Raw genomic sequence first — 22,931 nt, 5'->3', positions numbered from 1 at the left:
CGGTACGCTGTGCGGGTGTCGACTGTGGCCACTCGGTTTCCGGTGGCGCCTCTCGTGGGCGCCGAGGTCGCCGCCGCCGGGGCGGCACTGGCCTACGCGGCCCCGTCCGCGTGGTGGTCGTGGGCGGTGCTGGGCGCCGGCGCGGTCACCACGACGGGAGCGCTGCTGGCCCGCCGCTCGCGCCGCGCCAAGGCGCCGACACCGGCGTTGCGCATCCGCACCGTCGAGCGCGGTGGCCTGTCCGTGGGCGTCGCGCAGGATACCGGCGGCTGGTTCGCCGTCGCGGAGCTGGCGCCCCGGCTCGACCTGCGGCCGGAGAGCGCCCCGCTGCCGCCCCTCGCCGCCGTGGCCCGCGTGTTCGCCGACGGGCGCGACCCGACGGCCGTGCAACTTGTCTCGCACACCATCGCCGCGCCGTCCACCCTGCTGCCACCGGAGTCCCCGGTCCTGGAGTCGTACCAGCGGCTCACCGCCGGCGAGTCCACTGTGGCCCACCAGGTCTCCTGGGTGTGCGTGCGGGTCGACGCCTGCGACGGCGCGGCGGTGGTGGCCAGGCACGGCGGCGACCGGGAGGCACCGGCACGCGCGGCCGCGGCGGCGATCCTGCGGGTGAGCCGCACCCTGCGCGTGTCCGGCGTGTCCTGCCGGGTACTCGACGCCCGTGAGCTGGGCGAGGCGCTGCAACTGGCCGGCGTCGGCGGCGTCGCCGGTGGCATGGCCGAGGTCTGCTACGGCGTCGACGACGTGCCGAGCCCGCTCGCCACCGCCGTCGCCACGGCACCCGCGGCGGTCGCCACCGTCGCCACCACGATCGTGTCCGGCCCGCGAGGGCTGCGCGCCCGCCGGCTCGTACGCGTGGTGGCACCCGAGCGCGACGTGCGGCTGTGCGACACGGCTGTCCAGGCCGGTGCGATCCGTGCTGGCGTGGCGCTGACCAGGTTAGACGGTCGGCAGGCGCCGGCGGCGTACGCGGCCGGGCCCACGGGCGCCGCGCTGCCACCCTCGGGCGGATACGCGGTGGCCGGTGCCGCGGCCGGGCTCGACCCGCTCGACGTGCCGTGGCACCCCGTCACGCAAGACGCCGGTGAGCCCGCCGGCCCCGCCGCCTCCGTCGGTGTCCTCTTCGGACGCGACGTTGACCGGCGCGCCACCGTCGTGCGCCTGTTCCGGCCGTGGCCCACCGAGATGGTCGTCATCGGCGGCCGGGCCACCGCTCAGGTCCTCGCCCTGCGGGCGCTGGCCGTGGGCGCGCAGGTGTGCGTGCGCACCGCCCGATACGCCGAGTGGACCGCGTTGGCGCAGGCCGCCCGCTGCCCCGACCGGCTGGTCGTCGGCGCCGAGCCGCCCCGCGTCGCCGCCCCGTACCGGCCGACACTCGTCGTCGACGACCTCGACCCCGACGGCGCCACCACCCGCGCCCCGCTGGGCCCGTGGCAGGCCCGCCTGACCGTGGCCACCCGCCTCTCACCCGCTGGCGCCCGCCGCCTCGCCGAGGCGCATCTCGCCGTGCTACACCGGATCGGCGAAGACGAGGCCGACGTCGCCGCCCGGGCGCTCGGCATGACCGGCGACACCCCGCGCGCCCTGACCCGCCTGCCCGACGACATGGTCGCGCTGGTGGGCGGCGGCGTAAACAGCTACACCTGGCTGGAGGCGACCGAGTGGGAGCGCACGGTGACCGGCGCCCCCGCCCCCTTGGCACCAACCGCGGCCGTCGCATGAGCGCGGTGCCCTTCGCGGCTGCGGGCGTCGGCGCATGAGCGCGGTGCCCTCCGTGGCCGCGGGCGGCGGCGCATGAGCTGGCGGCCCGACGAGTACGTCCTTGGCGCGCTGTACGACGCTGTCCACCGCGGCGACCCGGACGCCTACCTGGCCGCGCTCGTCGACTCCTGCCTCGTCGTGCCCGGCGACCCCGCCGAGGGCGGCTGGCCGGTCGTCGAGACGCCCGACGGCGTGTGCGTGGTCGTCTACACCACCCTGCCCGTCGACATCGAGCGATACAGCATCTGGCCCGCGTTCGACCTCCTGCACGGCTGGCCGGACCCTGAGTGGTCACTCAGTGTCGACAGTGGACTGCCGACGCAGGTGACCGTCGAACCGAGCGGCGTCGCCCAGGCCGCGGCCCGCGCGGCGGAGACGTACCCGTTGGACGTCGCTCTGTGGCAGGCTGGCGGCGACCCGGAGCCCTACCTGGACGCCCTTGTCGGCGCCGACGTCACCGTCCCGATGCGCCCCGAAGGATCCCCGTCGCGCGACCTGACCGACCCGGAATTCGCCTGGTGGCGCGCGCCGGACGGGCAGGCGATCGCCTTGTTCAGTTCGCCCGTGCGGCTGCGCGCCAGGCTGGGCGACGTACCGTGGCTGGTCGCCCGATTCGTCGACGTACTACGCCACTGGCCAGACGAGCACGCCGCCCTCATCGACCCCGACCACCACATCGGCGCAACCCTGCCCGCGGCGACCATGGCAGCCATGACCAACACCCTCCCCACCGCCACCCCCTAACCCACTTTCGCCCCGCGCGCCCGCTCCGCCCCCCACCGCGCGCCCGCTCCGCCCGCCCAGGTCCTTTCCCCGGCGCTGCCGCCCGCCGGTGACGGCGTGTCGCCACGCCCGGTCCGCCGATCAAGGGCGAATGCACGCGGTTGGATCTCTTTCCCGCGTGCGTCCGGCCCGAGGCCAGCCCGGCACGGCGTGTCGCCACGCCCGGTCCGCCGATCAAGGGCAAAGGCACGTGGTTCGATCTCTTTTCGCGTGTTTTCGCCCTTGATCGATGCGACTCTCCTTGATCGGCGAGCGCCGCCCCGCCGCCCCGCGAGCGCCGCCGGCGCCCCGCGAGCGCCGCCCGCGGCCCGCGAGCGCCGCCCGCGGCCCGCGAGCGCCGCCCCGCCGCCCGCGGACGACGAGCGCCGCCCGCCCGCGGCCCGCGAGCTGCGGCCGGCCGCCTGCGGTCCGGGAGCGCCGGCCCGCCCGCGGACCGCGGGCGTGGCGGTTGCGGTCCGGGCCCGGCGCCAGGGGACCTGGTCGGTACGGTGAGGGGGTGGCGTTCGAGCCGCGGGTGCCCTCGCCCGTCACGGAACTGGTCGACGAGCGGCTGACGCCCTCCGGCGTGCGCCTCTACCTCAAGCGCGACGACCTTATCCACCCCGAGGTCCGGGGCAATAAGTGGCGCAAGCTCAAGTACAACCTCGCCGCAGCCTCGGAGCAATCGCATCACACCCTGCTGACATTCGGCGGCGCCTACTCGAACCACATCGGGGCAACCGCCGCCGCCGGCCACCACCTCGGCTTCGCCACCATCGGCGTGATCCGGGGCGAGGAACACCTGCCGCTCAACCCTGTCCTCGCGTACGCCGTCGAGCGCGGCATGCGCCTCGTCTACCTGGACCGGGCGATGTACCGCGCGAAGACCGACCCGGCCGTCGTCGAGGACCTGCGCCGGCGGTTCGGCGACTTCTACCTACTGCCCGAGGGAGGCAGTAACGCGCTGGCGCTCCGAGGATGCTCCGAGCTACCGCCCGAGATCCCGTTCGCGTACGACCTGATCTGCTGCGCGTCCGGCACGGGCGGCACCCTCGCCGGTATCGCGCTCGGCCTCGGCGAGGGCCAGCGCGCGATCGGATTCTCAGCCCTGAAAGGCGGCGATTTCCTGGTCGGCGAGGTGCGGCGGCTGCAGGCGGAGTACGGCCGGGTGACGGACAACTGGTCGATCGAGACCGCGTTCCACTTCGGCGGGTACGCCCGGCGCACCGCCGAACTCGAAGACTTCGTCCGCGACTTCGAGGACCGCCACGGGCTGACCCTGGGCAGGGTGTACGTGGCGAAGATGATGTACGGGATCTTCGCCCTCGCGCGCCAGGGACGGTTCCCGCGCGGCACGGTGATCGTCGCGGTCGTGACGGGCTGAAGCGGTACGTCGACGAAACAGCGGCCGACCCCGCCCAGGGCCGGCCGCCGTCGCACGCTGAGAAAACGGTCAGGACATAGCTGGCCAGCACCCAGTTCACGGGCTGGTAGTAGGCCGGATTGGCGGTGCAGGTTTCGCCGCCGCCGGACAGGATGCCGAGCGCGTCGGTGCCGGCCCACATCGGGCCGCCGCTGTCGCCCTCCATGGCGCAGTGCGACGTCTCGATCATGTTCTGCAGCGATGAAGGCGCGGGCGGCGCTCAGCCCCCATCTTGATACGGGCCTAGACTGGCGGGCGTGAGCGCTCCCCGCCGCGCCCCGGGTGACCTGCTCGTCCACCTGCGCCGGGCCCGCGACCATGCCGACCGCCACTACGCGGAGCCGCTGACCCTCGACGCCCTGGCGGCGGTGGCGGGCCTGTCCAAGTACCACTTTCAGCGGCTCTTTACCTCGACCTACGGCGTGTCACCTGCCGCGCACCTCTCTCGCCGGCGCGTCGAGCGCGCCCAGGATTTGCTCCGAGCTACCAACCTCACGGTCACCGAGGTTTGCCATGCGGTCGGGTTCACCAGCCTCGGGTCATTCAGCAGCCGGTTCCGCGAGGTGGTGGGGGAGTCGCCGAGCGAGTTCCAGCGCCGCTGGGCGGCCAAGGGCGCGCCGTACATCCCCGGCTGCTTCGTCTTCATGTGGGGCCTCGCGGAAAAGAGCGAGCCGGAAAGAGCAAGCCGGAAAGAGCAACCCAGGAGAAGCGGGGCGGCGAGAACGCTCCCTAGCCTGGAGGAATGATCACAAACATCTCCATCGCCAGCGTTTTTGTCAAGGACGTCGACGCCTCGAAAGCCTTCTACATCGATGTTCTCGGCTTCGCGGAGCACACCGACATCACGCTCGCCGAGGGGTACCGCTGGTGCACCGTCAAGCACCCCAGCCAGCCCGAACTCCAGGTGCATCTGACCCAGCCCGGCCCACCGCACTCGCCCGAGATGGTCGACATGATCAATCGGGCGCTCGACGAGGGCGGCATGCACGGCCTCGGGCTCAACGTCGACGACTGCCGCAAGACGTGCGACGAGCTCCGGGAGCGGGGCGTCCAGTTCATCCAGGAGCCGGAGGAGCGTCCATACGGGGTAGAGGCGGTCGTCCGCGACAACTCGGGCAACTGGATGGTCCTGGTCGAACCGCGCGAATACACAGCCGACGACTTCAACTGATCGCCGGCCCGGCCCGGCCGTGCGGAGGGCAGGCACGGCGATGGAAACCCCACTAGCATCGGCCCGTGGTTTTCCGGACGCTGCTCGCGCTTGGTGTGGTCGCGGCCCTGCTGCCGGCGTGCGGCGGCGGCTCGGACGGCGGCGGCGACGACCCGCCGCCGACCCCGGCCGCCACGTCGACCGCGCCGGACGGCAAGGCGGCGCTGGGTGCCGCGCCCACCACCAAGGCCCCGACCCCCACGGCCGGGTCGTCCGGTGGCACGCTGCGCGCGGGAAACCCCAACGGCAAGGCAGCGGTACCGGCCGAGGCGCGCGCCGTCGACACCACCAAGCCGAACAGGGTGGTCGGCAACGGTACAGCTGCTAGCTGCACCGGAAAGGCCGTGGCGACCGCGGTGGCCGCGGGCGGCGTGGTCACGTTTTCGTGCGGTCCTGACCCGATCACGATCACGATGACGCAGACCGCGAAGGTCAAGAACTCGACCAAGCGCGTCGTGCTCGACGGCGGCGGCAAGGTCACGCTGAGCGGGGCCGGCAAGCGCCGCATCCTCTACATGAACACGTGCGACGACGCGCAGGGCCCGCCGCCCGGCGACTGCACCAACCAGGACCACCCGCAGCTCACCGTGCAGAACCTGACCTTCGCCAGCGGCAGCTCCATCGGCGCCGACCCCGACCCCGAGGTCACGAACGGCGGCGGCGGGGGCGCGCTCTACGCACGCGGCGGGCGGCTGAAGGTGATCAACTCGCGGTTCGTCAAGAACAGGTGCGACTCCGGCGGGCCCGATCTCGGCGGCGCGGCCATCCGGGTGCTGGATCAAAACCGAGACCTGCCCGTGTACGTCGTGAGCAGCACTTTCGGCGGCGCCGCCGGCCAGGGTGGTGCCTGCTCGAACGGTGGCGCCCTGAGCAGCATCGGCGTCTCGTGGGTGATCCTCAACAGCCTGTTCAGTCACAACGAGGCCATCGGTTACGGCGCCAACGAGGCCGCCAACGGCACCCCCGGCGGCGGCAACGGCGGCGCGATCTACTGCGACGGCAACACCTTCACCCTGCGCGTCGCCGGCACCCTGATGGAGCGCAACCACGCCCGCGAGGGCGGCGGCGCGATCTTCTACGTCAGCAACGACCGTAGCGGCACCCTGCGCATCGAGAGCTCGACCCTCCGCCGCAACCCGAGCGACGAGTTCGAAACCATCCCCGGCATCTTCTACCGAGCCAACGGCGAAGCCCAGATCACCGCCTCCAAAATCACCTGACCTCCCCCGCCCTGCCGCCCTACCTCGCGCTACTCGCGCGCCCGCCCCGCCTCGCGCGGCCGCCCCGCCTCGCGCGCCCACCCCGCCTCGCGCTGCTCGCGCTGCCGCCCCGCCGTGCGTTGCTCGCGCGGCCGCTTCGCCGGCGCCGCGCGGCGCGGTGCGCTCGCGGTGCGGGCGCGGTGCGCCATCCGCGAAATAGCCCTCCCTCCCGCCGATCAAGGGCGAACGCACGTGGTTGGATCTCTTTTCCGCGTGCATTTGCCCTTGATCCATGCAGATCTCCTTGATCGACGTCGTCGAGGAAGGGCGATCGCGCCGCTTCGACCCCGACCAACCGCGTCCGGGCCGGCGCTACGCGCGCCCACCGACCAGATTGTCCCGATCCGCGCAGCGGACCCCTTGTGCCGGACGCGACACGGAACCAGCGGACGGCGCACGAGGTGCGCGTGGGCGCCGGGTCAGCGGCGGAAGATCGTGATGGAGTGGCCCACGTCGTCGATCTTGGTGCTGGTCGCCACGAGATCCGCCAGCGGCCCGTTGATGGCCTTTGCGAGCGTGCTGTTCGAGACGACGAGCAGGCCGCGCACCTCGTCCGGCGGCGTGCGCAGCGGGTCGCGAAACTTGATCTCGTAGTAGTCGGGCTCGCCGCTGCCGCGATACACGAGCCAGATCTGCTCGTCCGGATATCGCGTACGCAGGCGTTCCGCCAACCGTCCCAGATCCTGGCCCCAGTCCACATTGGAATCGTGCAGCCGCAGGTAGGTCTTCGATGGCCCACCGAACGCCTCGTTCGAGTACGGCAGGTAGTAAGGGAACGTTCGCAGTGAACTGATCGCCACGAAGAGGACCAGCGCCGCCATCGCGGCCCGCACGAGACCCGGGCGCCAGGGCACGACCGCCACAGCCGCCGCGGCGACCGCGAGCAGCATCGGCATGAAGAGGGTGTACCGGGTGCCGAAGTCGCGGTCGCCCGTCATTGCGGCAGCTAGCAGTACCGCAGCCGGCAGCAGCACGTACGGGGCGGCCGCCCTCAGCCGCCGCACCGACAGCATCGCCACCACGCCGGCCAGCCAGAGGGCGAGCATCCCGAGCGGCGTCTTCACCAGCAGGGCGGCGGGCTGGTAGTACCAAAGGGAACCGGAGTAGTTGCGCCCGAAGAGGTACCCGCCGAACTTGCCGTCCTCGAACCCGAACTGGACCCGCATCCCGTCGCGGTACGGCTGGGGGAAGGGGAGCGCGTCGACGAGGAGCGCGCGTAGGCCGTGTACGGCGGGTAGGTCGGGCGGCGCCACCCACACCAGGTCCGGGTCGACGGCCAGGTAGCTGGCCCACACCACGCCCACGGCGATCAAACCGACCCCGAACGCGGCCGCCACGCCGACCGCGAGGACCCGCCGCCGCCCGGCGCCGCGCGCGCCCTGCCCGGAAGCCACCCTGATCCCGCCAGTCGCGGACGACGCCTCGCCGGGTGATTGTCGCGTCGCGTGCCACACGGACAAGGTGGCCAGGGCGAGCACGACCGGCGCCCCGGCCAGCGCGGACATCTTCGTCGCGAGCGCGGCCCCCAGCGCCAGCCCGGCCAGCGGGAGGTATGGCAGTGGCCGCCGCCGGGCCCGCCACACCATCCACAACGCCGTGATGAGGAAGCCTGAGACCAGAGCGTCGAGCGTCGCCAGCGACCCGTGCGCGATCACATCGGGCGAGAACGCGTACAGGGTCAGCGCCGCCAGCCCGCCCAGCCACCCGGCGACGTCGCGCGCGAAACCGAAGACCACAAGCCCGAAAAGCAGCGTCATGACGATGACGGGGAGGCGCGCCAGCAGCATGGTCCGCGCCGGGTCCTGCCCGGACTCGTACTGCAGCCACCTGCCGAGCTCGGTCTGGTTGCCGACGAACCCCGGATCGATCCTGGCATCGCCGTACGACAGTCCGGCGCCGATGATCAGTTTGCCGAGCGGCGGGTGCTCCGGGTTGTACCGCAGGCTGCGCTCCTGGAGCTGCACCAGCGCCGCGCCCGCGTACACGGGCTCGTCGATCGTCGAGGTCTGCCCGACGGCCGTCGTGAGCATCGCGGCCGCCATCTGGGCGAGGAGCGCGGCCACGGCGAGGGCGAGCAGCCCGCGCCGCAGCCACCGTGGCGTGGTCGTCATTATGATCGGATCATGGCATGTGTCCGGCTGCGCGCCACCTGAGCCGGACCGGCAGGATGGAGATCATGTACGACTTCCTGCCCTGGCTGTACTGGTCACAGGCCACAGACGAAGAACGTTCCATCCAGGTGGCGTGGCAAAGGACACTTCGCGAGCGGGGCGTGCGGGAGGTCGGCGAGCGCACGTACCTGTCGCCGCTGGCCGCGATCCATGAGACGACGCTGCGGATCGGCCGGGACTCGTACATCGCCGCGCACGTGTACCTGACCGACGACGTGGAGATCGGCGACAACTCGACGCTCAACCCGTACGCGGTGGTGCGCGGGCGGGTGCGGCTCGGCGACGGCGTCCGCGTCGGCTCGCACGCCTCGTTGCTCGGCTTCAACCACTCGATGGCTCCCGACCGGCCGGTGCACGAGCAGCCGATCACCACCAAGGGCATCACGGTGGGCGATGACGTCTGGATCGGTTCCAGCGCGATCGTCGTCGACGGGGTCACCATCGGTGAGCACAGCGTGATCGGCGCGGGCGCCGTCGTTACGAAGGACGTGCCGCCGTGGTCGATCATGGCGGGCAATCCGGCCCGGCGCGTCCGGGACCGGCGCGAGAAGTCGGGCACGCGGGCGGGCGACCTCACCGCGCGGCTGACGCGCTTCGCGGACCGGGCGCGGGAGGAGGCGCCGGCGCTGCTCGACCGGTACTGGCAGCCGGAGCACAGCCGGTTCATCAATCAAATCGGCGGTGCATTGGACGTGCGTGCCACGTGCGATGCCGTGGAGATCTCCGACCTATTGCTCGGCGCGCCGCCCCCGCAATTGCCTGCGAGCAATCTGGTCGATTGGCTCAAGCAACAGAGCAGGGAGGATTACCACATCCTGTGCGTCGGGTACGCGCTCGATCTGCTCGGTGCGCCTTTCGAGTACCCGATCAGCCTGGACCACGACGGCCTGGTCGCGCGCTTGGACGGCCTGCCCTGGCAGACGGCCGCGTGGTCGGCCGGTGCGTGGGTCGACGCCTTCGGCACCGCCCTGCTGTGGAACCGGCGACTCGGCGCGCCGGCGCCGCTCGAAGCGCTGTTCGGGTGGCTGCTGACCCGCCAGGATCGGTGGACCGGACTGTGGGGCGCGCCCACGGCGGCCGAGCGCTTCCGCCAGCCGGTCAACGGGTACTACCGGCTGACTCGGGGCACGTTCGCGCAGTTCGGGCTGCCGGTGCCGCGTCCGGAGGCGACGATCGACGCGGTGCTCGCGCACAGCCGGGACGCCGGGTTCTTCGGCGACGGCCGGGGCACCGCGTGCGACGTGCTCGACGTGATCCATCCACTGTGGCTGTGCGGGCAGCAGACCCGGCATCGTCGCGGCGACGCGCACGCGTGGGCGCGGGAACGGCTCGACGCCGCGCTGTCGAGCTGGCGACCCGGCGCCGGGTTCGCGTTCAGTCCGGCTCCCACGACCGGTTCCGAGCACGAGGCCAGCCTCATGGGTACCGAGATGTGGCTCGCCATCGTCTGGCTGCTCGCCGACGTGCTGGGGGAGAGCGGTGCGCTCGGGTACCGGCCGCGCGGAGTGCACCGACCCGAGCCGGCTATTGACCCGACCAGTTAACCGACCCAGCGGTACCGGCGCTCGGGGCGCCCAGGCACCGCGTAGCGCAGCGTGACGTCCGCCTTGCCGGTGTCGTGCAGGTGCTCGAGGTATCGGCGGGCACTGACCCGAGAGATCCCCACCTTTTGCGCGCACTCGGCGGCCGACATTGTCTCGTCGGTGCCCCGCAAAGCGCCCTCGACGAGTCCGGCGGTGACCGTGCTGAGTCCTTTGGGCAGGGCGGCGGCGGTCGCCCGCCCGGACGCGGCACGGGCCAGCACCCGGTCGACGTCGGCCTGGTTGTGAACCTCTGCCGCGTACATGCCGCTGCGCTGGGCCGCGTACTGCTCCAGCCGCCGCCGCAGGTCGTCGAAGCCGAACGGCTTGAGCAGGTAGTTCACCACGCCGTGCCGCACCGCACCGCGCACCGCGTCGGACTCCCGGGCGGCCGAGATGACCAGTACGTCGCAGTCGAGGCCGGCGGTGCGCAGCCGGGTCACCACGTCGAGGCCGAAGATGTCCGGCAGGTACAGGTCGAGCAGCACCAGGTCGGGGTGCAACTCGGCGGCGGCGTCCAGCGCCTCCTGTCCGGTGTGGGCGGTGCCGACGACCCGGAAGCCCGGCACCCGTTCCACGAAGCCGCGGTGGATGCGCGAGACCATGAAGTCGTCGTCGACGACCAGTACGTCGATCATCTGTTGGCCTCCACGACCGCGACCGGATGCCCCACCGTGAGCCGCGCGGTGAACGCGGCCCCCGCGGCCGTGTTGGTGACCGCGACCTCGCCGCCGTGCCGCTTGCAGACCAGGCGCGTCAGCGCCAGGCCGATCCCGCGCTCGCCCTCCTGGGCGGCCTTCGTGGTGAACCCGTGCGAGAACACCTCCTGCGCCAGTTCCGGGGCGACACCAGGCCCCGAGTCGCGCACGACAATCTCCACAGTGGACGCGTCCTGGCGCAGCTCGACCTCCACCCACGCGTTGTGCCCGGCCTCTCCAGCGGCGGCGGCGTCGACCGCGTTGTCCACGAGGTTACCGACGACGGTGGCCACATCGGCCGAGTCGCGCGGGTCGAGCCGGTCGAGCGACGTGCGCTCGGAGACGCGCAGCTGGACCCGGCTCTCGGCCGCCTGCGCCGACTTGGCCATCAGCAGCGCCGCGACCGCCGTGTCGTGCACCCGGCTGGTCAGCGTCAGGTCGAGCGACTCGCGGTGCCGGGCCAGCGCGTCGACGTACCGGACCACCTCGTCGTAATCTCCAAGCTGGATGAGGCCCGAGATCGTGTGCAATTGGTTGGCGAACTCGTGCGCCTGTGCTCGGAGCACTTCGGTACTGCTCCGGAATGATCCGAGCTCCTGCTCGAGCTGGGCGAGCTCGGTGCGGTCACGCAATGTGGTGACCGATCCGAGGCGCCGGCCGTCCTTTGTCACGCTCATGCGGTTCATGACCAGCACCCGCCCGCGGCGCAGCACGACCTCGTCGGTGCCATCGCCGTCGACTCCGGTCAGCACGTCGCGTAGCCGCCCCTCGATGCCCAGCTCGGCCAGGCTCCGCCCGACGCACTCCTCAGGCAGGTCCAGCAGCGTACGCCCGACCGCGTTGACCAGCGTGATCCGCTGATGCGGGTCGAGCGCGATGACGCCCTCTGCGATGCCGTACAGCATCGCCTCACGGTGCTCGGCCAGCCCGGCGATCTCGCGCGGCTCCAGCCCGAGGGTCTGCCGCTTGATCCGCCGCGCCAGCAACCACGAGCCGACGAGGCCCATCGCGCTCGCCAGCCCGAGGTACAGGATCAGGTTGCTCGACGCGTTGCGCGCCCGCTGCCACAGCGTCGGTGACGCCTCGCCGACCATGACCGTGCCCAGATGCTTGCCGATCTTGCCCTTCTCCGCGCCCAGCACCGGTACCTGGGCGACCAGCTCGCGTTCGCCGTCGACGCGCAGCTCGCCCGACCAGCCGCGCGCCTCCGCCACGCCCGGTTCGCCGAGGGGCAGCCTGGTGCCGACCAGGATCGGGTTGGTCGAGCTGACGACGACGCCGCGGGCGTTCGCGATGGTCACCGAGGTGATGCCCGATTCGGTACGCGTCGACTGCACCAGCGGTGCGAGGGTCTCGCCCGGCGCCGGGGCGTCGAGCTGGGCGCGGACCAGCGGGTTGTCGGCGAGCTGCTCGGCGAGAGCCGCGACCCGGCGCCCCTCGACCCGGTTGAACGTCGCCGCCGACTGGGCCAGCGACAGCGCGGCGACAGCCACCAGTACGACGACGATGATCGCCAGCTGGAAAGCGAGCAACTGGCCCGCCAGCGTGGGGCGGCGGGACGGCACGACCACGAAGACTCAACTTTCTGACTGCGGGGTCAATCATCATCGCCCCCGCCCCGGCCTGGGCGCTAGGCCCTGTCCTGTCGATCATGTCGAGTCGAGACGGAGTCCAGGCGGGATCCGGCGCCGCCGGTCGTCGCCTGGGCCCGTCGCAGGCCGACAATGATCGGCAGGACAGGGCCTGGTGTCGCGGGCCGGGGTATCGGGAGGTTTGGGTGGGTGAGGTCATCGTCGTCACGGGTGTGATGGCGGCGGGGAAGTCGACGGTCGCTCAGGGGCTGGCCGAGCGGTTGCCGCGCGCGGCGCATGTGCGCGGTGACGTGTTCCGGCGCATGATCGTCTCGGGTCGCGCGGAGATGGCGCCGGACTCGGGTACGCCGGCCGCCGCTCAGCTCGACCTGCGGTACCGGCTCGCGACCCAGGTCGCCGACGGGTACGCCGGAGCGGGCTTCACCGCGGTGCTCCAGGACGTCGTGCTCGGCCCGGAGCTGGCCCGGTACGTCGACATGATCACCACGCGGCCGCGGTACCTCGTGGACACTGACTCCGCTCGTGATCAGGGCGTCCCTCACGTCGTTAGAGCGACTTGAGGGACGCCCTGATCACGGTGAGTTCTCGGGTGTTGTGGAGGCGGTCGGGGAAATCGGTGGGGAATGCGTGGGCCAATCCGGGGAGCAAGGTCAGGGCGCATCGGAGCCCCGCTCGGCGCAAACCATCGATTGCCGGGAGCGCGTCGTCGCGTACATCATCATCCTGCTCACCGAGCAGGACCGTGCCGGTGACGCCGCGCGCGACGGCGGCTGTGAACTGTGTGGGGTCGAGGTGCGCCGGCCCGATGGCGGGCGCGACCGCGACGAAGCCCGCCGGCCGGCCCGGCTCGCCGGCCAACGCCCACAGGATGGCCTGCCGGCCGCCGGCGGAGAAGCCGCCAGCGATTAGCGGAAGGCCCTGGTCACCGGCCGGCAGCGCGGCGAGCGCGGCGGCGATGTCGCGCAGGCCGGCGTCGGGATCGGGCCAGGACCGGTAGGTCGGCGTGTTGCGCTGCGAGGAGTCGGGCGCGAGCAGGACGAAGCCCGCCGCGACGGCGGCGCTCCAGGCGGCGATGGCGTCGTCGGCGTCTTCGCCGGCGCCGTGCAGCGCGACCAGGACGCCCCGGGCGGCGCCGGCGGGCCGCTGGATCAGCGGCGGGCGGGTCGCGGTGCCGGCGGCCAGGGCACGGGCGTGGGACCGTTCGACGAGGTCGGCGAAGCCGGGCAGGTCACGCAGGGACGCGAGGTCATCGTCGTCGACCAGGATGCGGCGGTGCCACCAGCCGCCGGCGTCGAAGGCGGACCGCAGCTCGGCCAGCGCCTCGGCGGGCCGACCCGCCGCACCGAGCAGGCAGGCTGCCAGGTGCGCCAGGTCGGCACGCCACGATGGCAATTGAGGCATCGCGTCTCGGAGCAATCCGACGCCGTCCTCGTAGCGCTCCTCGGTGTAACAAGCGACCGCCCGATCCTCGACACCTCGGTACGCCGCGCGGTCGTCAGCCATCCGATGCCCGGACGTAGGTGGTGAAGGAGGCGCCGGAGCCGAACGTCCGGACACCGGTGACCGCGAATCCGGCCGGGTCGAAGGGCCGGTCGACCATCGGTATGCCGGAGCCGGCGATCACCGGATAGCGCTTGATCATGAGTTCGTCGATCATCGGCAGTAGGCTACCGGCCAGGCGGCCGCCGCCGCACAGCCATATTTCCTGTCCGGGCTGCTCCTTGAGTCGCTGGACGAACTCGACCGGGTCGCTGGAGACGATCTCGACCCCGGGATCCGCCGCGCTCAGCGTCTGGGAGAACACGTACTGCCGCAGGTGCGCGTATGGGCTCGTGATGCCCTCCTTGAGCGCCGGCTCATACGTGCCGCGTCCCATGAGGACAGTGTCAAAGCGCTTGTTCGGCGCGGTTTCCAACCCGCATTGCGCGCGGAACGCGGTCGGCACGGTCTCGGGCTGCTCGGCGTTGACCACTGACATCAGCTCGGGGTCGATCGTGAAGAAGTCGAACTGCCCGTCCGGCCCGGCGATGAACCCGTCGATGGTGGTGGCGACGTAGTAGATGAGCTTTCGCATGTGGTTCCCCGTCTCTCGAAGCACTCCGAATGTAGTGGTCTGAATGTAGTACTGTGCCTGTAGTGGTGTCAACCTCCCGGACCGAAGGAGTCACATGCGCCAGAACCCCGGCCGCCGCACCGCCCTCCTTGACGCCGCCATCGAGGTACTGGCCCGCGACGGCTCCCGCGGGCTGACCTTCCGCGCCGTCGACGCCGAGGCGGCCGTGCCCAACGGCACCACCTCCAACTACTTCGCCAACCGCGACGACCTGCTCAACCAGGTGACCCAGCGCACCCGCGAACGCCTCACCCCGAATCCGTCCGATGTGGAAACCACCATGCGCGAGCCGCACGACCACAAGCTCGTGACCCGCCTGCTCTACGACCTGCTCGACCGGATGCGCCGCGACCGCAGCAGCTACCTGGCGATGTTCGAACTGCGCCTCGAAGCCACCCGCCGTCCCGAGGTGCGTGCTCTGCTCATCGACGTCTTCCGCGCGAACCTTCAGGACGGCATCGACTTCCACCTCGGCGCGAGCCTGCCCGGCGACGAAATCACCGTGGTGCTGTTGTATCTGGCGATGAGCGGCCTGCTCATCGACGACCTGACGGTGCCGGAGGTCCTGGCGCCGTACCCTTACGACCAGCTCATCGCCGACATGGTCGAGCGCATCCTGCCTCCGGCCCCGTGAACCGGCGGTAGGGTGAGGCGGTGATTCGCAAGCGCGTCCTGGTCTCCGGTGAGGTGCAGGGTGTGTTCTTTCGAGACACCTGCCGCCGCGTGGCCGGGCAGCAGGGCGTGGGCGGTTGGGTGCGCAACCTGCCCGACGGCCGCGTCGAGGCCGTCTTCGAGGGCGATGTGGACGGTGTCGACCGGCTGGTGAGCTGGGCCCGCCGCGGCCCGTCCCGCGCGACGGTAACGGCGGTCGACGTGCGCGACGAGCCCGCCGAAGGGCTCACCTACTTCGAGATCCGGTGACCTCGCCGTTCAATGTGGACCTACCGGCCCAGAAGGTGGGCGACGCGCACCAATGGCTGAGCGAGCGCGAGGATCCGCTCCGCGTCGTCGAGCCGCGCCTCGTAGTACGTGAGCAGTTGGCGGCCGTAGAGGCTCCATGGCGGTACCCGGCCGGCGATGTGCTCGGCGGCGAGTGACGGGCCGACGTACCGCCGGATCGTGTCGGGGTCCGGGCCGGTGAGCCGGAACTTGCTGTCGAACCGTTCGTCGCCGAGCGCGGCGGGTTTGTCGCCGAAGATGGCCCGGCCGAGCTTCGACAGGCCGCCGCGGCGTTCCACCGCCAGGGTGGGGCCGGGCTCGGGCAGGGTGACCACCACGACCACGAGATGGTGGGTCGTCGACGACGTGCTGGTCTGGGATCGACCGTCGCCGCCGGTGGTGGTCGACGTGCTGGTGCGCGTGTACGAGTAGTCGGCGACGGTGACTTCGCGCCCATCCAGGACACCGGTCAGGGCCAGCGTGACGCGCCGCTGGCTCGTGCCGGGCAGCCGCGACATCCAATCGACCCGCGGCGCCTCGACGTATCGCCACTCGTTGCGGTGCGCCCAGTCCCGCAATGCTGCGCGGCGCCGCCGTTCGTGGCGGATGCCGAGCACGGTCGCCAGGACCACGAAAGCGATGAGCAACGCGAGGCCCAAGCCGATCACGACGGGTGCGAACTGGTCCACCCCCATCAACCTATCCAAGACACGCCAGTGCGAGGATGGCTACCATGATCAATATTGGTTCGCTGCGGCCCACCGACCGCGCCGCGTGGGAAGCGCTGGCGCGAGGCTACAAGGCCTTTTACCAGACCCCGGTCAGCGACGACGGCTACGACGACATGTGGCACCGGCTGCTTCGCGCGGACGGCGTACACGGAATCGGCGCCTGGCTCGACGGCAGGCTCGTCGGCATCGCACACTATCTCTTCCATACCGCCTGCTGGTCGGCGGACCACTGCTACCTGCAGGATCTCTTCGTGGACAAGGCGGCTCGTGGCCAAGGTGCGGCGCGAGCGCTCATCGAGTGGGTGGCCGCGGAGTCCGGCAGGCGGGGAGCGGCGCGCCTGTACTGGACGACCAAGCAAGACAACGACGTCGCGCGGGCACTGTACGACAAGGTTGCGAGCTTCAATGGATTCATCCGATACGACTACCCGTTGAGTCCGGCGGGCTGACGGAGGCGCCGATGGACGATCTGCTGGGCACCAGCGCGGCCGACTACGCACGCTTCGGGCTCGAGGCCGACTCGATCGCCGCGTGGGAAGACGGCGCGCGCACCGACAATCGTCCCGGCACCTACGAGTGGTGGTATTTCGACGCGCACCTGGACGACGGTGCGACGATCGTCGTGGTCTTCATGAACAAGCCGATGGCGTCTGCCGGCGGGCCACTGTCTCCATTGCTGCGGCTGGGCGTGGTTCTGCCCGGCGGCCGCTCCCTCCAGCAGGTGGTTCCCTTCGAGGCGGAGCAGTGGTCGGCGGCGACGGACCACGCCGATGTGCGGTTGGGGGTGAACCGGTTTCGCGGAGACCTGCGGGAGTACCGGATCCAGGCGACGGCCGGTGACGTGTCGGTCGACCTGACGCTGCGCGGGGAGATCCCGCCGTGGCGACCGGCGACGGGACACCTCGTGTACGGGAAGCGGCGCGAGCTGACGTTCGCCTGGCTGCCGTCTGTGCCACAGGGGCGGGTCACCGGCAGCTACACAGTGGACGGTGAAACGCGCGCGGCGTCGGGAACCGGCTACCACGACCACAACTGGGGCAACGTTCCGCTCCACAGGATCGTGCACCACTGGTACTGGGCGCGCGGCCAGGCCGGCCCGTACACGGCCATCGCCGCGCATATCACCGCTACGAAGCGGTACCGGTACCGGCCGGTGACAGTGTTCATGCTCGCCCGTGACGGCCGTATCATCGCCGATGAGGGCTCTCTCGTGCGGTTCGAGACCGATGGTGTATTCGTCGACGAGCGCACCGGTAAGCCGGTCGCGGCCGCGACCCGCTACGTGTACGAGAACGGCGACGACCGGATCGTCGTGTCGTTCGCGCGGGAGCGGGACATCGCCGTTACCAAGCTCGTTGACGAGATGACCGGCTGGAAGAAGGCGGCCGCGCGATTGGCGGGTTTCGACGGCGCCATCCTGCGTTTCACCGGGCCGATGACGGTGACCGTCTACCGTGCCGGCGCCGTGATCGAGCACCACACCGACCCGGCGATCTGGGACCTGGTCTACCTCGGACGCAACCTCCGCTGATCAAGGGAGATCGCATCGATCAAGGGCGAACGCACGTGGTTGGATCGCTTTTCCACGTGCGTTTGCCCTTGATCGGCGGAAGGGGCGGCGCGGGAGGCGCGCGGCACCCGCCCCGCGGGCCGCGCGGACGGGGCGGGCCGCGCGGACGGGGCGGGGCGGGCGGGGCGGGCGGGTTATGGGGTCGGGGTAGGCGGTGCGGGGTGGGCTCGGCCGGTCGCGCGAAGCGCTGCGCGGGGTGGCGTGGCGGCCAGGGCGGCCGCCGCCAGCAGGAGGTGGGCGACGAGCATGGCCACGAAGTACCGGCGGGCGTTGTCCGTGATGATCGGGTAGAAGCACGCGATCGCGAACAGCGTCCCGTACGCGGTCGTCGCCCCCACGGCGACTCTCCGGGCGTCCGGGTCGCGGCCGGCTGCCGCCACAGCGCCGAGCGCCGCCGGCACGAGCGGCAACAGCAGCACGAGCGGCCCGATGTAGCCGCCCGCCGACGTATCGTCGTCGAAGGCGACGAACTGCGGCACCAGCAGCGCGACGAAGGCCGCCCCGAGCAGCACCGCCGGTACGGGGGCGGGGCGACCCAGCGCCAGCCCGTGCCGCAGCCGGGTCGACGCCACCGCCACGCCGAGGAGCACCGCCAGCGCCGCGCCCAGCGAGACAGCCCACACGGTGCTGGATGGACCGTACCCGAACCCTCCACTGAGGACGACCAGGCCGGTCGTGGCGAACAATGCCGCCGTGGCGGTCACACCACCCACGGCGTACGCGGTCACCGCCCCGCCGGCGCGGCTCAGTAGCGCGGCGGCCAGCATCAGCAGAGCCGCGTAGACGGTGCCGTCGTACGACTGTCGCAGCACGCCGGCTGACCCTTCATAGGAGTCGTACCAGAGGCTCTGCCCTTCGAGGATGGCGTGCCCGTTGACGAACAGCAGCAGCAGAGCCGCACCGACCAGCCCCACCACACTGCCCCAGGATGCCCTCGGTGCGGTACTCCGATTGCCTCGGGGCATTAGCGGCAATCCCACCGCCAGCGCACCGAACACCAGGATGTTGCCGGCGAGCCCCAGCGAGAACCCCGCGTGCATGTCGGCGTTCCAGGCCGGTATGAGGTCGACGACTCCGAGCAGCGTGACCGCCGCGGCGGCGGCACCCAGGAACCGGCGTGTCGGCCGGTCACCGGCCGCCAGCGCCAGCATCGCCACCGCGGCCAGGGCCAGCGGTCCGAGGGCGTCGACGCCGTACGTGACACCCATGATCGACACGCTCTCGTGGGTCACCGACGACCCGGCCACGAGCAGCAGCCCACCGGCCACGACCAGCGCGGCGGCGGGCCACGCCGGCCACCCGAACGGACCGTGGGGCCGCGCTACGAACAGCGCCAGCGTCGCCAGCGCGGCACCGATCGCCAGGGAGGCGATCCAGTACCCGGTCTCCTCGCCCGAGATCTCGGCTACCAGCAGCGTCGCGGAGGTCAGCGCGAGAAAGCCCGCGCCGCCCGCGAGGACCCCGAGCGCGACCTTCGCGCCGCGCGCGACCAGCGGCGCCGCGAGAGCGCCGGCGAGCGCGAGCACGGACGCCAGGATGAACGGGTCGTCGGGCGTGCGGTAGATCTTCCAGCCGGTCTCCTCGTCGAGCCACGCCACGCGCTCCCCGGTGCTGCCGGGCCAGTTCAGCACGACCAGAACCAGGGCGCCCGCGCAGAGCAGGGCCGCCGCCCACCACGGCGTCCGCGCCTCCGCCAGCGGCACGGGTACTGGCTCCATCGGCGACGCGACCGGCTGTACCCGATGCGGCTCGGCCGTCGACGCCGGCATCCGCGACGCGACCGGCTGTACCCGATACTGCTCGGCCGGCGGTGCCGGTGACGGGCGCGGCCCGGCGGATACCGGCGGCGCAGCCAGCGGAACCTGCCGCGGCGCGGTTGTTTCCGGCGGTGCGGATGCTACGACTGGCGCGGCCATGTCCGGCGGCGCCGCTCCTTCCCGCGCTGCCATTACTTCCGGCGGCGGTGCTGCTCGCCGCGGTGCCGATGCTGCTGGCGCTGACGGTGCCGCTGGTTCCGACGGTGCGGCTCTTTCCGGCGGTGCCGTTTGTGGCGTCGCGGTTGTTGCGGGCGGCGCTGCCAGTCCGCGCGGCGGTGCCGTTTGTGGCGTCGCGGTTGCTGCGGGCGGCGCTGCCAGTCCGCGCGGCGTGGTCGCCTCCGGTGCGACCGCTTCCGGCGCCGGGACCGCTCGGGCTTGGAGCGGCGCCGAGCCTTCCGGCACCGGAACCGGTGGAGCGTGGAGCGGCCGCGAGCTTTCGGGCGGCGGTGCTGCGAGCGGCCCGGTGGTGGCCGGGCGCGACGCCGGCTCGGGCTGGGCAGCCGTCGCCGCCCGTACCCGCACCTCGACCGGCACCGCCACCTCGCCGGTCGGGCCCTTGACGGTGAGGGTGCCCCGGTGCGCGCCGGTCCCGCGGGCGCGCACCGACACGGACGGGCCGGCCGCGGTCTCGGTGACGAGGATCCAGCTCTCCGACGCCTGGTACGCGCACGCGCGCGCCAGGGGCGGCCCGAGCAGCGGCAGTACTCGGGCGGCCGGCTCGGTGCCGCCGGCCACGGCTTCGAAGCGCAGTTCCGCCTCGGCCGGCCGGATCGCCACCTCACGCAGGGCCACCGCGGCCGCCTCCGCAACGTACTGGATATCGTTGCCCGCGATCTCCCGCAGCGCTTCGAACGCGCCGAGCGCGACGGGCAGGTTGTCGCTGAGCAGCCTGGTGCGCAACTCGGTGACGGCGCCCAGCCGGCTGAACATGTTCGCGTCGGTCATGGCCGCGCGCACGGCGGCCGGGATGGGCTGCGGCCGGAGCCGGCGCCGCCGGCTACGCGCCAGATACAGTTCGCCCTGCATCTCCACGTCGCGGCTGGGCGTCTGGTTCGGGTTGCGGTCGCGGACCCGGTCGAAGACATACTCGTACAGTTCGTTGAGCGACACCCAGCCGTCCTCGTCGCGGTCGGCTTCACCGGTCGACAGCCCTTCGACCAGCGCGGTCGTGAACACGGAGGGGGCGGGGCCCCGCTCGTCGGCGAGGCGGTCGCCCTCGAAGGCGTACTCCATCGAGGTCGACGCGCTGATGACCGCGCGCCCGCGGCCGCCGCCCAGCCTGCCGCCCGGGAAGCTGTCGAGCACGTTGACGTCGCCCGCCGCGCGCACCGCGACGCCCTGCCCGAACGCCCCGCCGTAGCAGCAGTCGAGCAGCAGCACGATGCTGCGCGACCGGCTGGCGCGCATGCAGCGCTGGACGAAGTCCGCCGACAGCGCGGTCGAGCCGAGCCGGTTGGGCCGGGTGTTGCGCGCGGCGAAGTACAGTTCGCCGGACTCGCTCTTGAGCCCGTGCCCGGAGAAGTGCACGAGGAGCACGTCGTCCGGCTTGGCCTCGGAGAACAGGTCTTCGACGTGGGCGCCCATGACGTGGGCCGGCTCGTTGTGCACGACCCGCACGTCGAACCCGCCGATCTCGGCGTCGCCGAGCACCCGCCCGAGCGCCTCGGCGTCCGCGGCCGGCGAGAGCAGGTGCCGGAGCCCGTCGTTCTCGTACAGGTCGTTGGCGATGATCAACGCCCTCCGCTGCCCGGTCACGGGTCGACCTCGTCGCGGGCGTGCCGGCTCACGAACAGCGTGATCAGGCGGTCCTGCTCCGTCGCCGACACCTCGGAGAGCTCCAGCGTGTCGCCGTCGATCTCGATCTTCACGGTGCGGCGTACCCCATCGCCGCGCGCCAGCCACCGGCGGACCGCGGCCACGACGTCCTTGAGACCCCCGGCGGTGCGGCCGAGCGTCACGACCAGGCCGCCGAGGGCCATGATGTCGACCGCGCGGGTACCGGGCGGCGCCGCGCCGCCCTGCGCCCGCCGCACGTCGTCGACGTCAAGATCCAAAAGCTCCTGCCGGAGGTATCCGGTCAGGGTGTCCAGCCGTTCGGCGCTCGCCCCGTCTTCGCCGAGTTGGAGGTTGAGCTGCCGCGTCATCGGCCCGCCCCTCTCGTGGGACTCCTGTCCAGGTAAGAGCCGGTCGGAGGGCGCCAGATACGATCATTTCCACCATGACCGAGCCCGCTGACACCACCACGACGCCCGGCGCGCGGCTGCTGCCCGGCGCACCCGTCGCCGAAGCAGTGCTGGCCGAGACCGCCGCCGCAGCCGCCCGCCTCCGCGAACGCGGCGTCACGCCCAGCCTGGCAACCATCCTTGTGGGTGACGACGACGCCAGCGCCGGGTACATCCGGATCAAGCAGCGGCAGGCCGCCGCCCTCGGGTTCGCGTCGCCGCACGAGCACCTGCCCGCGACCACCACCCAGGACGAGTTGCACCGGGTGATCGCCCGGTTCAACGCGGACCCGGCCGTGCACGGGATCCTCGTCCAGTACCCGATCCCGGGTCACCTGGACTATGACGTGGCGTTGCAGACCATCGACCCGGACAAGGACGTCGACGGCATGCACCCGCTCAACATGGGTCGCCTCGCCGTCGGCCTGCCCGGACCGCTGCCGTGTACGCCGGCCGGCATCGAGGCGCTGCTGGCGCACTACGAGATCCCCGTGGCCGGCCGCGAGGTCGTGATCCTCGGGCGCGGCGCGACGCTGGGGCGGCCGTTGGCGATGCTCCTGTCACAGAAGCGCCCGACCGCCAACGCGGCCGTGACGGTGGTGCACACCGGCGTACCGGACTGGCCGCGCTACACCCGCCGCGCCGACATCCTCGTCGCCGCCGCCGGAGTGCCCGGCATCGTCCAGCCGGAGCATGTCAGGCCGGGGAGCGTGGTAATCGGGGCGGGTGTCCGGTACGCCGGGCGTCGTTTGCTTCCGGATGTCGACGAGGCATGCGCCGAGGTTGCTGGGGCGATTACACCGAGGGTGGGCGGCGTAGGGCCCACGACGGTCGCCATGCTCTTCCGCAACGCCATCCACGCCGCCACCCGCTCCACGCCGTAACTCCACGCTCTTGCGACGCGGTCCGCGCTCTGTCCGCGCGGTCCGCGCTCGTCCCGCACGCTTCGCGTGCCCCGCTCTCCCCGCCGATCAAGGGCAAAAGCACGTGGTTCGATCTGGCGGTTTCAGGGGGTCAGTGCAACGAGGTGCTGGTTGAGCTTCTGGGCTGGAGTATGCCAGTTCAGGGTTTGTCGTGGCCGTC

21 protein-coding genes and 1 pseudogene are annotated in these 22,931 nt (G+C 71.9%); 13 read left to right on the top strand and 9 right to left on the bottom strand.

Going from position 1 to position 22,931, the window contains the following annotated elements; genetic code table 11:
• The first annotated feature begins 15 nt into the window (after positions 1-15).
• The 3 genes from QMG73_RS24370 (at position 16) to QMG73_RS24360 (ending at position 3,907) form a co-directional block, all read left to right on the top strand.
• Positions 16-1,722 (top strand): type VII secretion protein EccE, encoded by a 1,707-nt coding sequence (locus QMG73_RS24370; RefSeq protein WP_281899362.1) that lies wholly within the window; start codon positions 16-18, stop codon positions 1,720-1,722.
• A 72-nt stretch (positions 1,723-1,794) separates the two neighbouring features.
• Positions 1,795-2,505, top strand: coding sequence for an SseB family protein (locus QMG73_RS24365; protein ID WP_281899360.1), 711 nt, complete (start codon positions 1,795-1,797; stop codon positions 2,503-2,505).
• Between the two features lie 535 nt (positions 2,506-3,040).
• A complete protein-coding gene (locus QMG73_RS24360; protein ID WP_281899358.1) occupies positions 3,041-3,907 on the top strand; it encodes a 1-aminocyclopropane-1-carboxylate deaminase/D-cysteine desulfhydrase in 867 nt (288 codons plus the stop codon).
• Between the two features lie 106 nt (positions 3,908-4,013).
• Here the strand turns inward: QMG73_RS24360 and QMG73_RS46420 are convergent.
• Positions 4,014-4,136 (bottom strand): annotated as a pseudogene (locus tag QMG73_RS46420) (trypsin-like serine protease); the annotation flags it as partial.
• A 67-nt stretch (positions 4,137-4,203) separates the two neighbouring features.
• On the opposite strand from QMG73_RS46420, the gene QMG73_RS24355 reads away from it, so the two are divergent.
• The 3 genes from QMG73_RS24355 (at position 4,204) to QMG73_RS24345 (ending at position 6,376) form a co-directional block, all read left to right on the top strand.
• Positions 4,204-4,692, top strand: coding sequence for a helix-turn-helix domain-containing protein (locus tag QMG73_RS24355; protein ID WP_281899357.1), 489 nt, complete (start codon positions 4,204-4,206; stop codon positions 4,690-4,692).
• Positions 4,689-5,117 (top strand): VOC family protein, encoded by a 429-nt coding sequence (locus QMG73_RS24350; RefSeq protein ID WP_281899355.1) that lies wholly within the window; start codon positions 4,689-4,691, stop codon positions 5,115-5,117. The genes QMG73_RS24355 and QMG73_RS24350 overlap by 4 nt, the downstream gene beginning before the upstream one ends.
• Positions 5,118-5,182: 65 nt before the next feature.
• On the top strand, positions 5,183-6,376 hold the full coding sequence (locus tag QMG73_RS24345) for a hypothetical protein (RefSeq protein ID WP_281899353.1): 1,194 nt from the start codon (positions 5,183-5,185) through the stop codon (positions 6,374-6,376).
• A 458-nt stretch (positions 6,377-6,834) separates the two neighbouring features.
• Here the strand turns inward: QMG73_RS24345 and QMG73_RS24340 are convergent, their stop codons facing one another.
• Positions 6,835-8,526 carry a phospholipid carrier-dependent glycosyltransferase gene (locus QMG73_RS24340; RefSeq protein WP_281899351.1) on the bottom strand — a complete coding sequence of 564 codons (1,692 nt, stop codon included), beginning with the start codon at positions 8,524-8,526 and terminating at the stop codon, positions 6,835-6,837.
• Positions 8,527-8,591: 65 nt separating this feature from the next.
• On the opposite strand from QMG73_RS24340, the gene QMG73_RS24335 reads away from it, so the two are divergent.
• On the top strand, positions 8,592-10,130 hold the full coding sequence (locus tag QMG73_RS24335) for an acyltransferase (RefSeq protein ID WP_281899350.1): 1,539 nt from the start codon (positions 8,592-8,594) through the stop codon (positions 10,128-10,130).
• Here QMG73_RS24335 and QMG73_RS24330 read toward each other — a convergent pair.
• Together QMG73_RS24330 and QMG73_RS24325 are read right to left on the bottom strand one after the other, a co-directional pair.
• Positions 10,127-10,804 (bottom strand): response regulator, encoded by a 678-nt coding sequence (locus QMG73_RS24330; RefSeq protein WP_281899348.1) that lies wholly within the window; start codon positions 10,802-10,804, stop codon positions 10,127-10,129. The two genes, QMG73_RS24335 and QMG73_RS24330, sit on opposite strands and share 4 nt — an antisense overlap.
• A complete protein-coding gene (locus tag QMG73_RS24325; protein WP_281899344.1) occupies positions 10,801-12,435 on the bottom strand; it encodes a sensor histidine kinase in 1,635 nt (544 codons plus the stop codon). Before QMG73_RS24325 ends, QMG73_RS24330 begins: the two co-directional genes overlap by 4 nt.
• 206 nt (positions 12,436-12,641) lie before the next feature.
• Between QMG73_RS24325 and QMG73_RS24320 the strand changes: the two genes are divergently transcribed.
• Entirely contained in the window at positions 12,642-13,016 is a 375-nt protein-coding gene (locus QMG73_RS24320) for an AAA family ATPase (protein WP_281899342.1), read from the top strand.
• Here the strand turns inward: QMG73_RS24320 and QMG73_RS24315 are convergent.
• Both QMG73_RS24315 and QMG73_RS24310 read right to left on the bottom strand, forming a co-directional pair.
• Positions 13,003-13,959 carry a serine aminopeptidase domain-containing protein gene (locus QMG73_RS24315; RefSeq protein ID WP_281899340.1) on the bottom strand — a complete coding sequence of 319 codons (957 nt, stop codon included), beginning with the start codon at positions 13,957-13,959 and terminating at the stop codon, positions 13,003-13,005. The two genes, QMG73_RS24320 and QMG73_RS24315, sit on opposite strands and share 14 nt — an antisense overlap.
• The gene (locus QMG73_RS24310; protein WP_281899338.1) at positions 13,952-14,530 is read right to left on the bottom strand and encodes a dihydrofolate reductase family protein; all 579 of its coding nucleotides are present in this window, start codon (positions 14,528-14,530) and stop codon (positions 13,952-13,954) included. Before QMG73_RS24310 ends, QMG73_RS24315 begins: the two co-directional genes overlap by 8 nt.
• Positions 14,531-14,624: 94 nt before the next feature.
• Between QMG73_RS24310 and QMG73_RS24305 the strand changes: the two genes are divergently transcribed.
• Entirely contained in the window at positions 14,625-15,203 is a 579-nt protein-coding gene (locus QMG73_RS24305; RefSeq protein ID WP_281899337.1) for a TetR/AcrR family transcriptional regulator, read from the top strand.
• Between the two features lie 20 nt (positions 15,204-15,223).
• Complete coding sequence (locus QMG73_RS24300) at positions 15,224-15,490, top strand: acylphosphatase (RefSeq protein ID WP_281899336.1); 267 nt, start codon at positions 15,224-15,226, stop codon at positions 15,488-15,490.
• 20 nt (positions 15,491-15,510) lie between these two features.
• Here the strand turns inward: QMG73_RS24300 and QMG73_RS24295 are convergent, their stop codons facing one another.
• The gene (locus QMG73_RS24295; RefSeq protein ID WP_281899333.1) at positions 15,511-16,197 is read right to left on the bottom strand and encodes a hypothetical protein; all 687 of its coding nucleotides are present in this window, start codon (positions 16,195-16,197) and stop codon (positions 15,511-15,513) included.
• 44 nt (positions 16,198-16,241) lie between these two features.
• On the opposite strand from QMG73_RS24295, the gene QMG73_RS24290 reads away from it, so the two are divergent.
• On the top strand, positions 16,242-16,688 hold the full coding sequence (locus QMG73_RS24290; RefSeq protein WP_281899331.1) for a GNAT family N-acetyltransferase: 447 nt from the start codon (positions 16,242-16,244) through the stop codon (positions 16,686-16,688).
• Between the two features lie 11 nt (positions 16,689-16,699).
• A complete protein-coding gene (locus QMG73_RS24285) occupies positions 16,700-17,770 on the top strand; it encodes a lipocalin-like domain-containing protein (RefSeq protein ID WP_281899329.1) in 1,071 nt (356 codons plus the stop codon).
• A 173-nt stretch (positions 17,771-17,943) separates the two neighbouring features.
• On the opposite strand, the gene QMG73_RS24280 is transcribed toward QMG73_RS24285, so the two are convergent.
• Together QMG73_RS24280 and QMG73_RS24275 are read right to left on the bottom strand one after the other, a co-directional pair.
• Positions 17,944-21,381, bottom strand: coding sequence for a caspase, EACC1-associated type (locus QMG73_RS24280; protein WP_281899327.1), 3,438 nt, complete (start codon positions 21,379-21,381; stop codon positions 17,944-17,946).
• A complete protein-coding gene (locus QMG73_RS24275) occupies positions 21,378-21,770 on the bottom strand; it encodes a hypothetical protein (RefSeq protein WP_281899324.1) in 393 nt (130 codons plus the stop codon). Before QMG73_RS24275 ends, QMG73_RS24280 begins: the two co-directional genes overlap by 4 nt.
• A gap of 74 nt (positions 21,771-21,844) precedes the next feature.
• Between QMG73_RS24275 and QMG73_RS24270 the strand changes: the two genes are divergently transcribed.
• On the top strand, positions 21,845-22,732 hold the full coding sequence (locus QMG73_RS24270; protein WP_281899322.1) for a bifunctional 5,10-methylenetetrahydrofolate dehydrogenase/5,10-methenyltetrahydrofolate cyclohydrolase: 888 nt from the start codon (positions 21,845-21,847) through the stop codon (positions 22,730-22,732).
• The last annotated feature ends 199 nt before the right edge of the window (positions 22,733-22,931 follow it).

Origin of the sequence: Phytohabitans aurantiacus, from assembly GCF_027923225.1 — a bacterium.
In the GTDB taxonomy this organism is placed as follows: domain Bacteria; phylum Actinomycetota; class Actinomycetes; order Mycobacteriales; family Micromonosporaceae; genus Phytohabitans; species Phytohabitans aurantiacus.
Note: the sequence above shows the minus strand (reverse complement) of the source record. Positions and strands in the feature narration are given on the sequence as shown.

What these genes read in the sequence shown, in the direction of transcription:
- QMG73_RS24330 (WP_281899348.1), bottom strand. Translation starts at nt 10,804, where the DNA reads ATGATCGACGTACTGGTCGTCGACGACGACTTCATGGTCTCGCGCATC.
- QMG73_RS24310 (WP_281899338.1), bottom strand. Translation starts at nt 14,530, where the DNA reads ATGCGAAAGCTCATCTACTACGTCGCCACCACCATCGACGGGTTCATC.
- QMG73_RS24350 (WP_281899355.1), top strand. Translation starts at nt 4,689, where the DNA reads ATGATCACAAACATCTCCATCGCCAGCGTTTTTGTCAAGGACGTCGAC.
- QMG73_RS24285 (WP_281899329.1), top strand. Translation starts at nt 16,700, where the DNA reads ATGGACGATCTGCTGGGCACCAGCGCGGCCGACTACGCACGCTTCGGG.
- QMG73_RS24315 (WP_281899340.1), bottom strand. Translation starts at nt 13,959, where the DNA reads ATGGCTGACGACCGCGCGGCGTACCGAGGTGTCGAGGATCGGGCGGTC.
- QMG73_RS24275 (WP_281899324.1), bottom strand. Translation starts at nt 21,770, where the DNA reads ATGACGCGGCAGCTCAACCTCCAACTCGGCGAAGACGGGGCGAGCGCC.
- QMG73_RS24270 (WP_281899322.1), top strand. Translation starts at nt 21,845, where the DNA reads ATGACCGAGCCCGCTGACACCACCACGACGCCCGGCGCGCGGCTGCTG.
- QMG73_RS24335 (WP_281899350.1), top strand. Translation starts at nt 8,592, where the DNA reads ATGTACGACTTCCTGCCCTGGCTGTACTGGTCACAGGCCACAGACGAA.
- QMG73_RS24340 (WP_281899351.1), bottom strand. Translation starts at nt 8,526, where the DNA reads ATGACGACCACGCCACGGTGGCTGCGGCGCGGGCTGCTCGCCCTCGCC.
- QMG73_RS24290 (WP_281899331.1), top strand. Translation starts at nt 16,242, where the DNA reads ATGATCAATATTGGTTCGCTGCGGCCCACCGACCGCGCCGCGTGGGAA.
- QMG73_RS24365 (WP_281899360.1), top strand. Translation starts at nt 1,795, where the DNA reads ATGAGCTGGCGGCCCGACGAGTACGTCCTTGGCGCGCTGTACGACGCT.
- QMG73_RS24305 (WP_281899337.1), top strand. Translation starts at nt 14,625, where the DNA reads ATGCGCCAGAACCCCGGCCGCCGCACCGCCCTCCTTGACGCCGCCATC.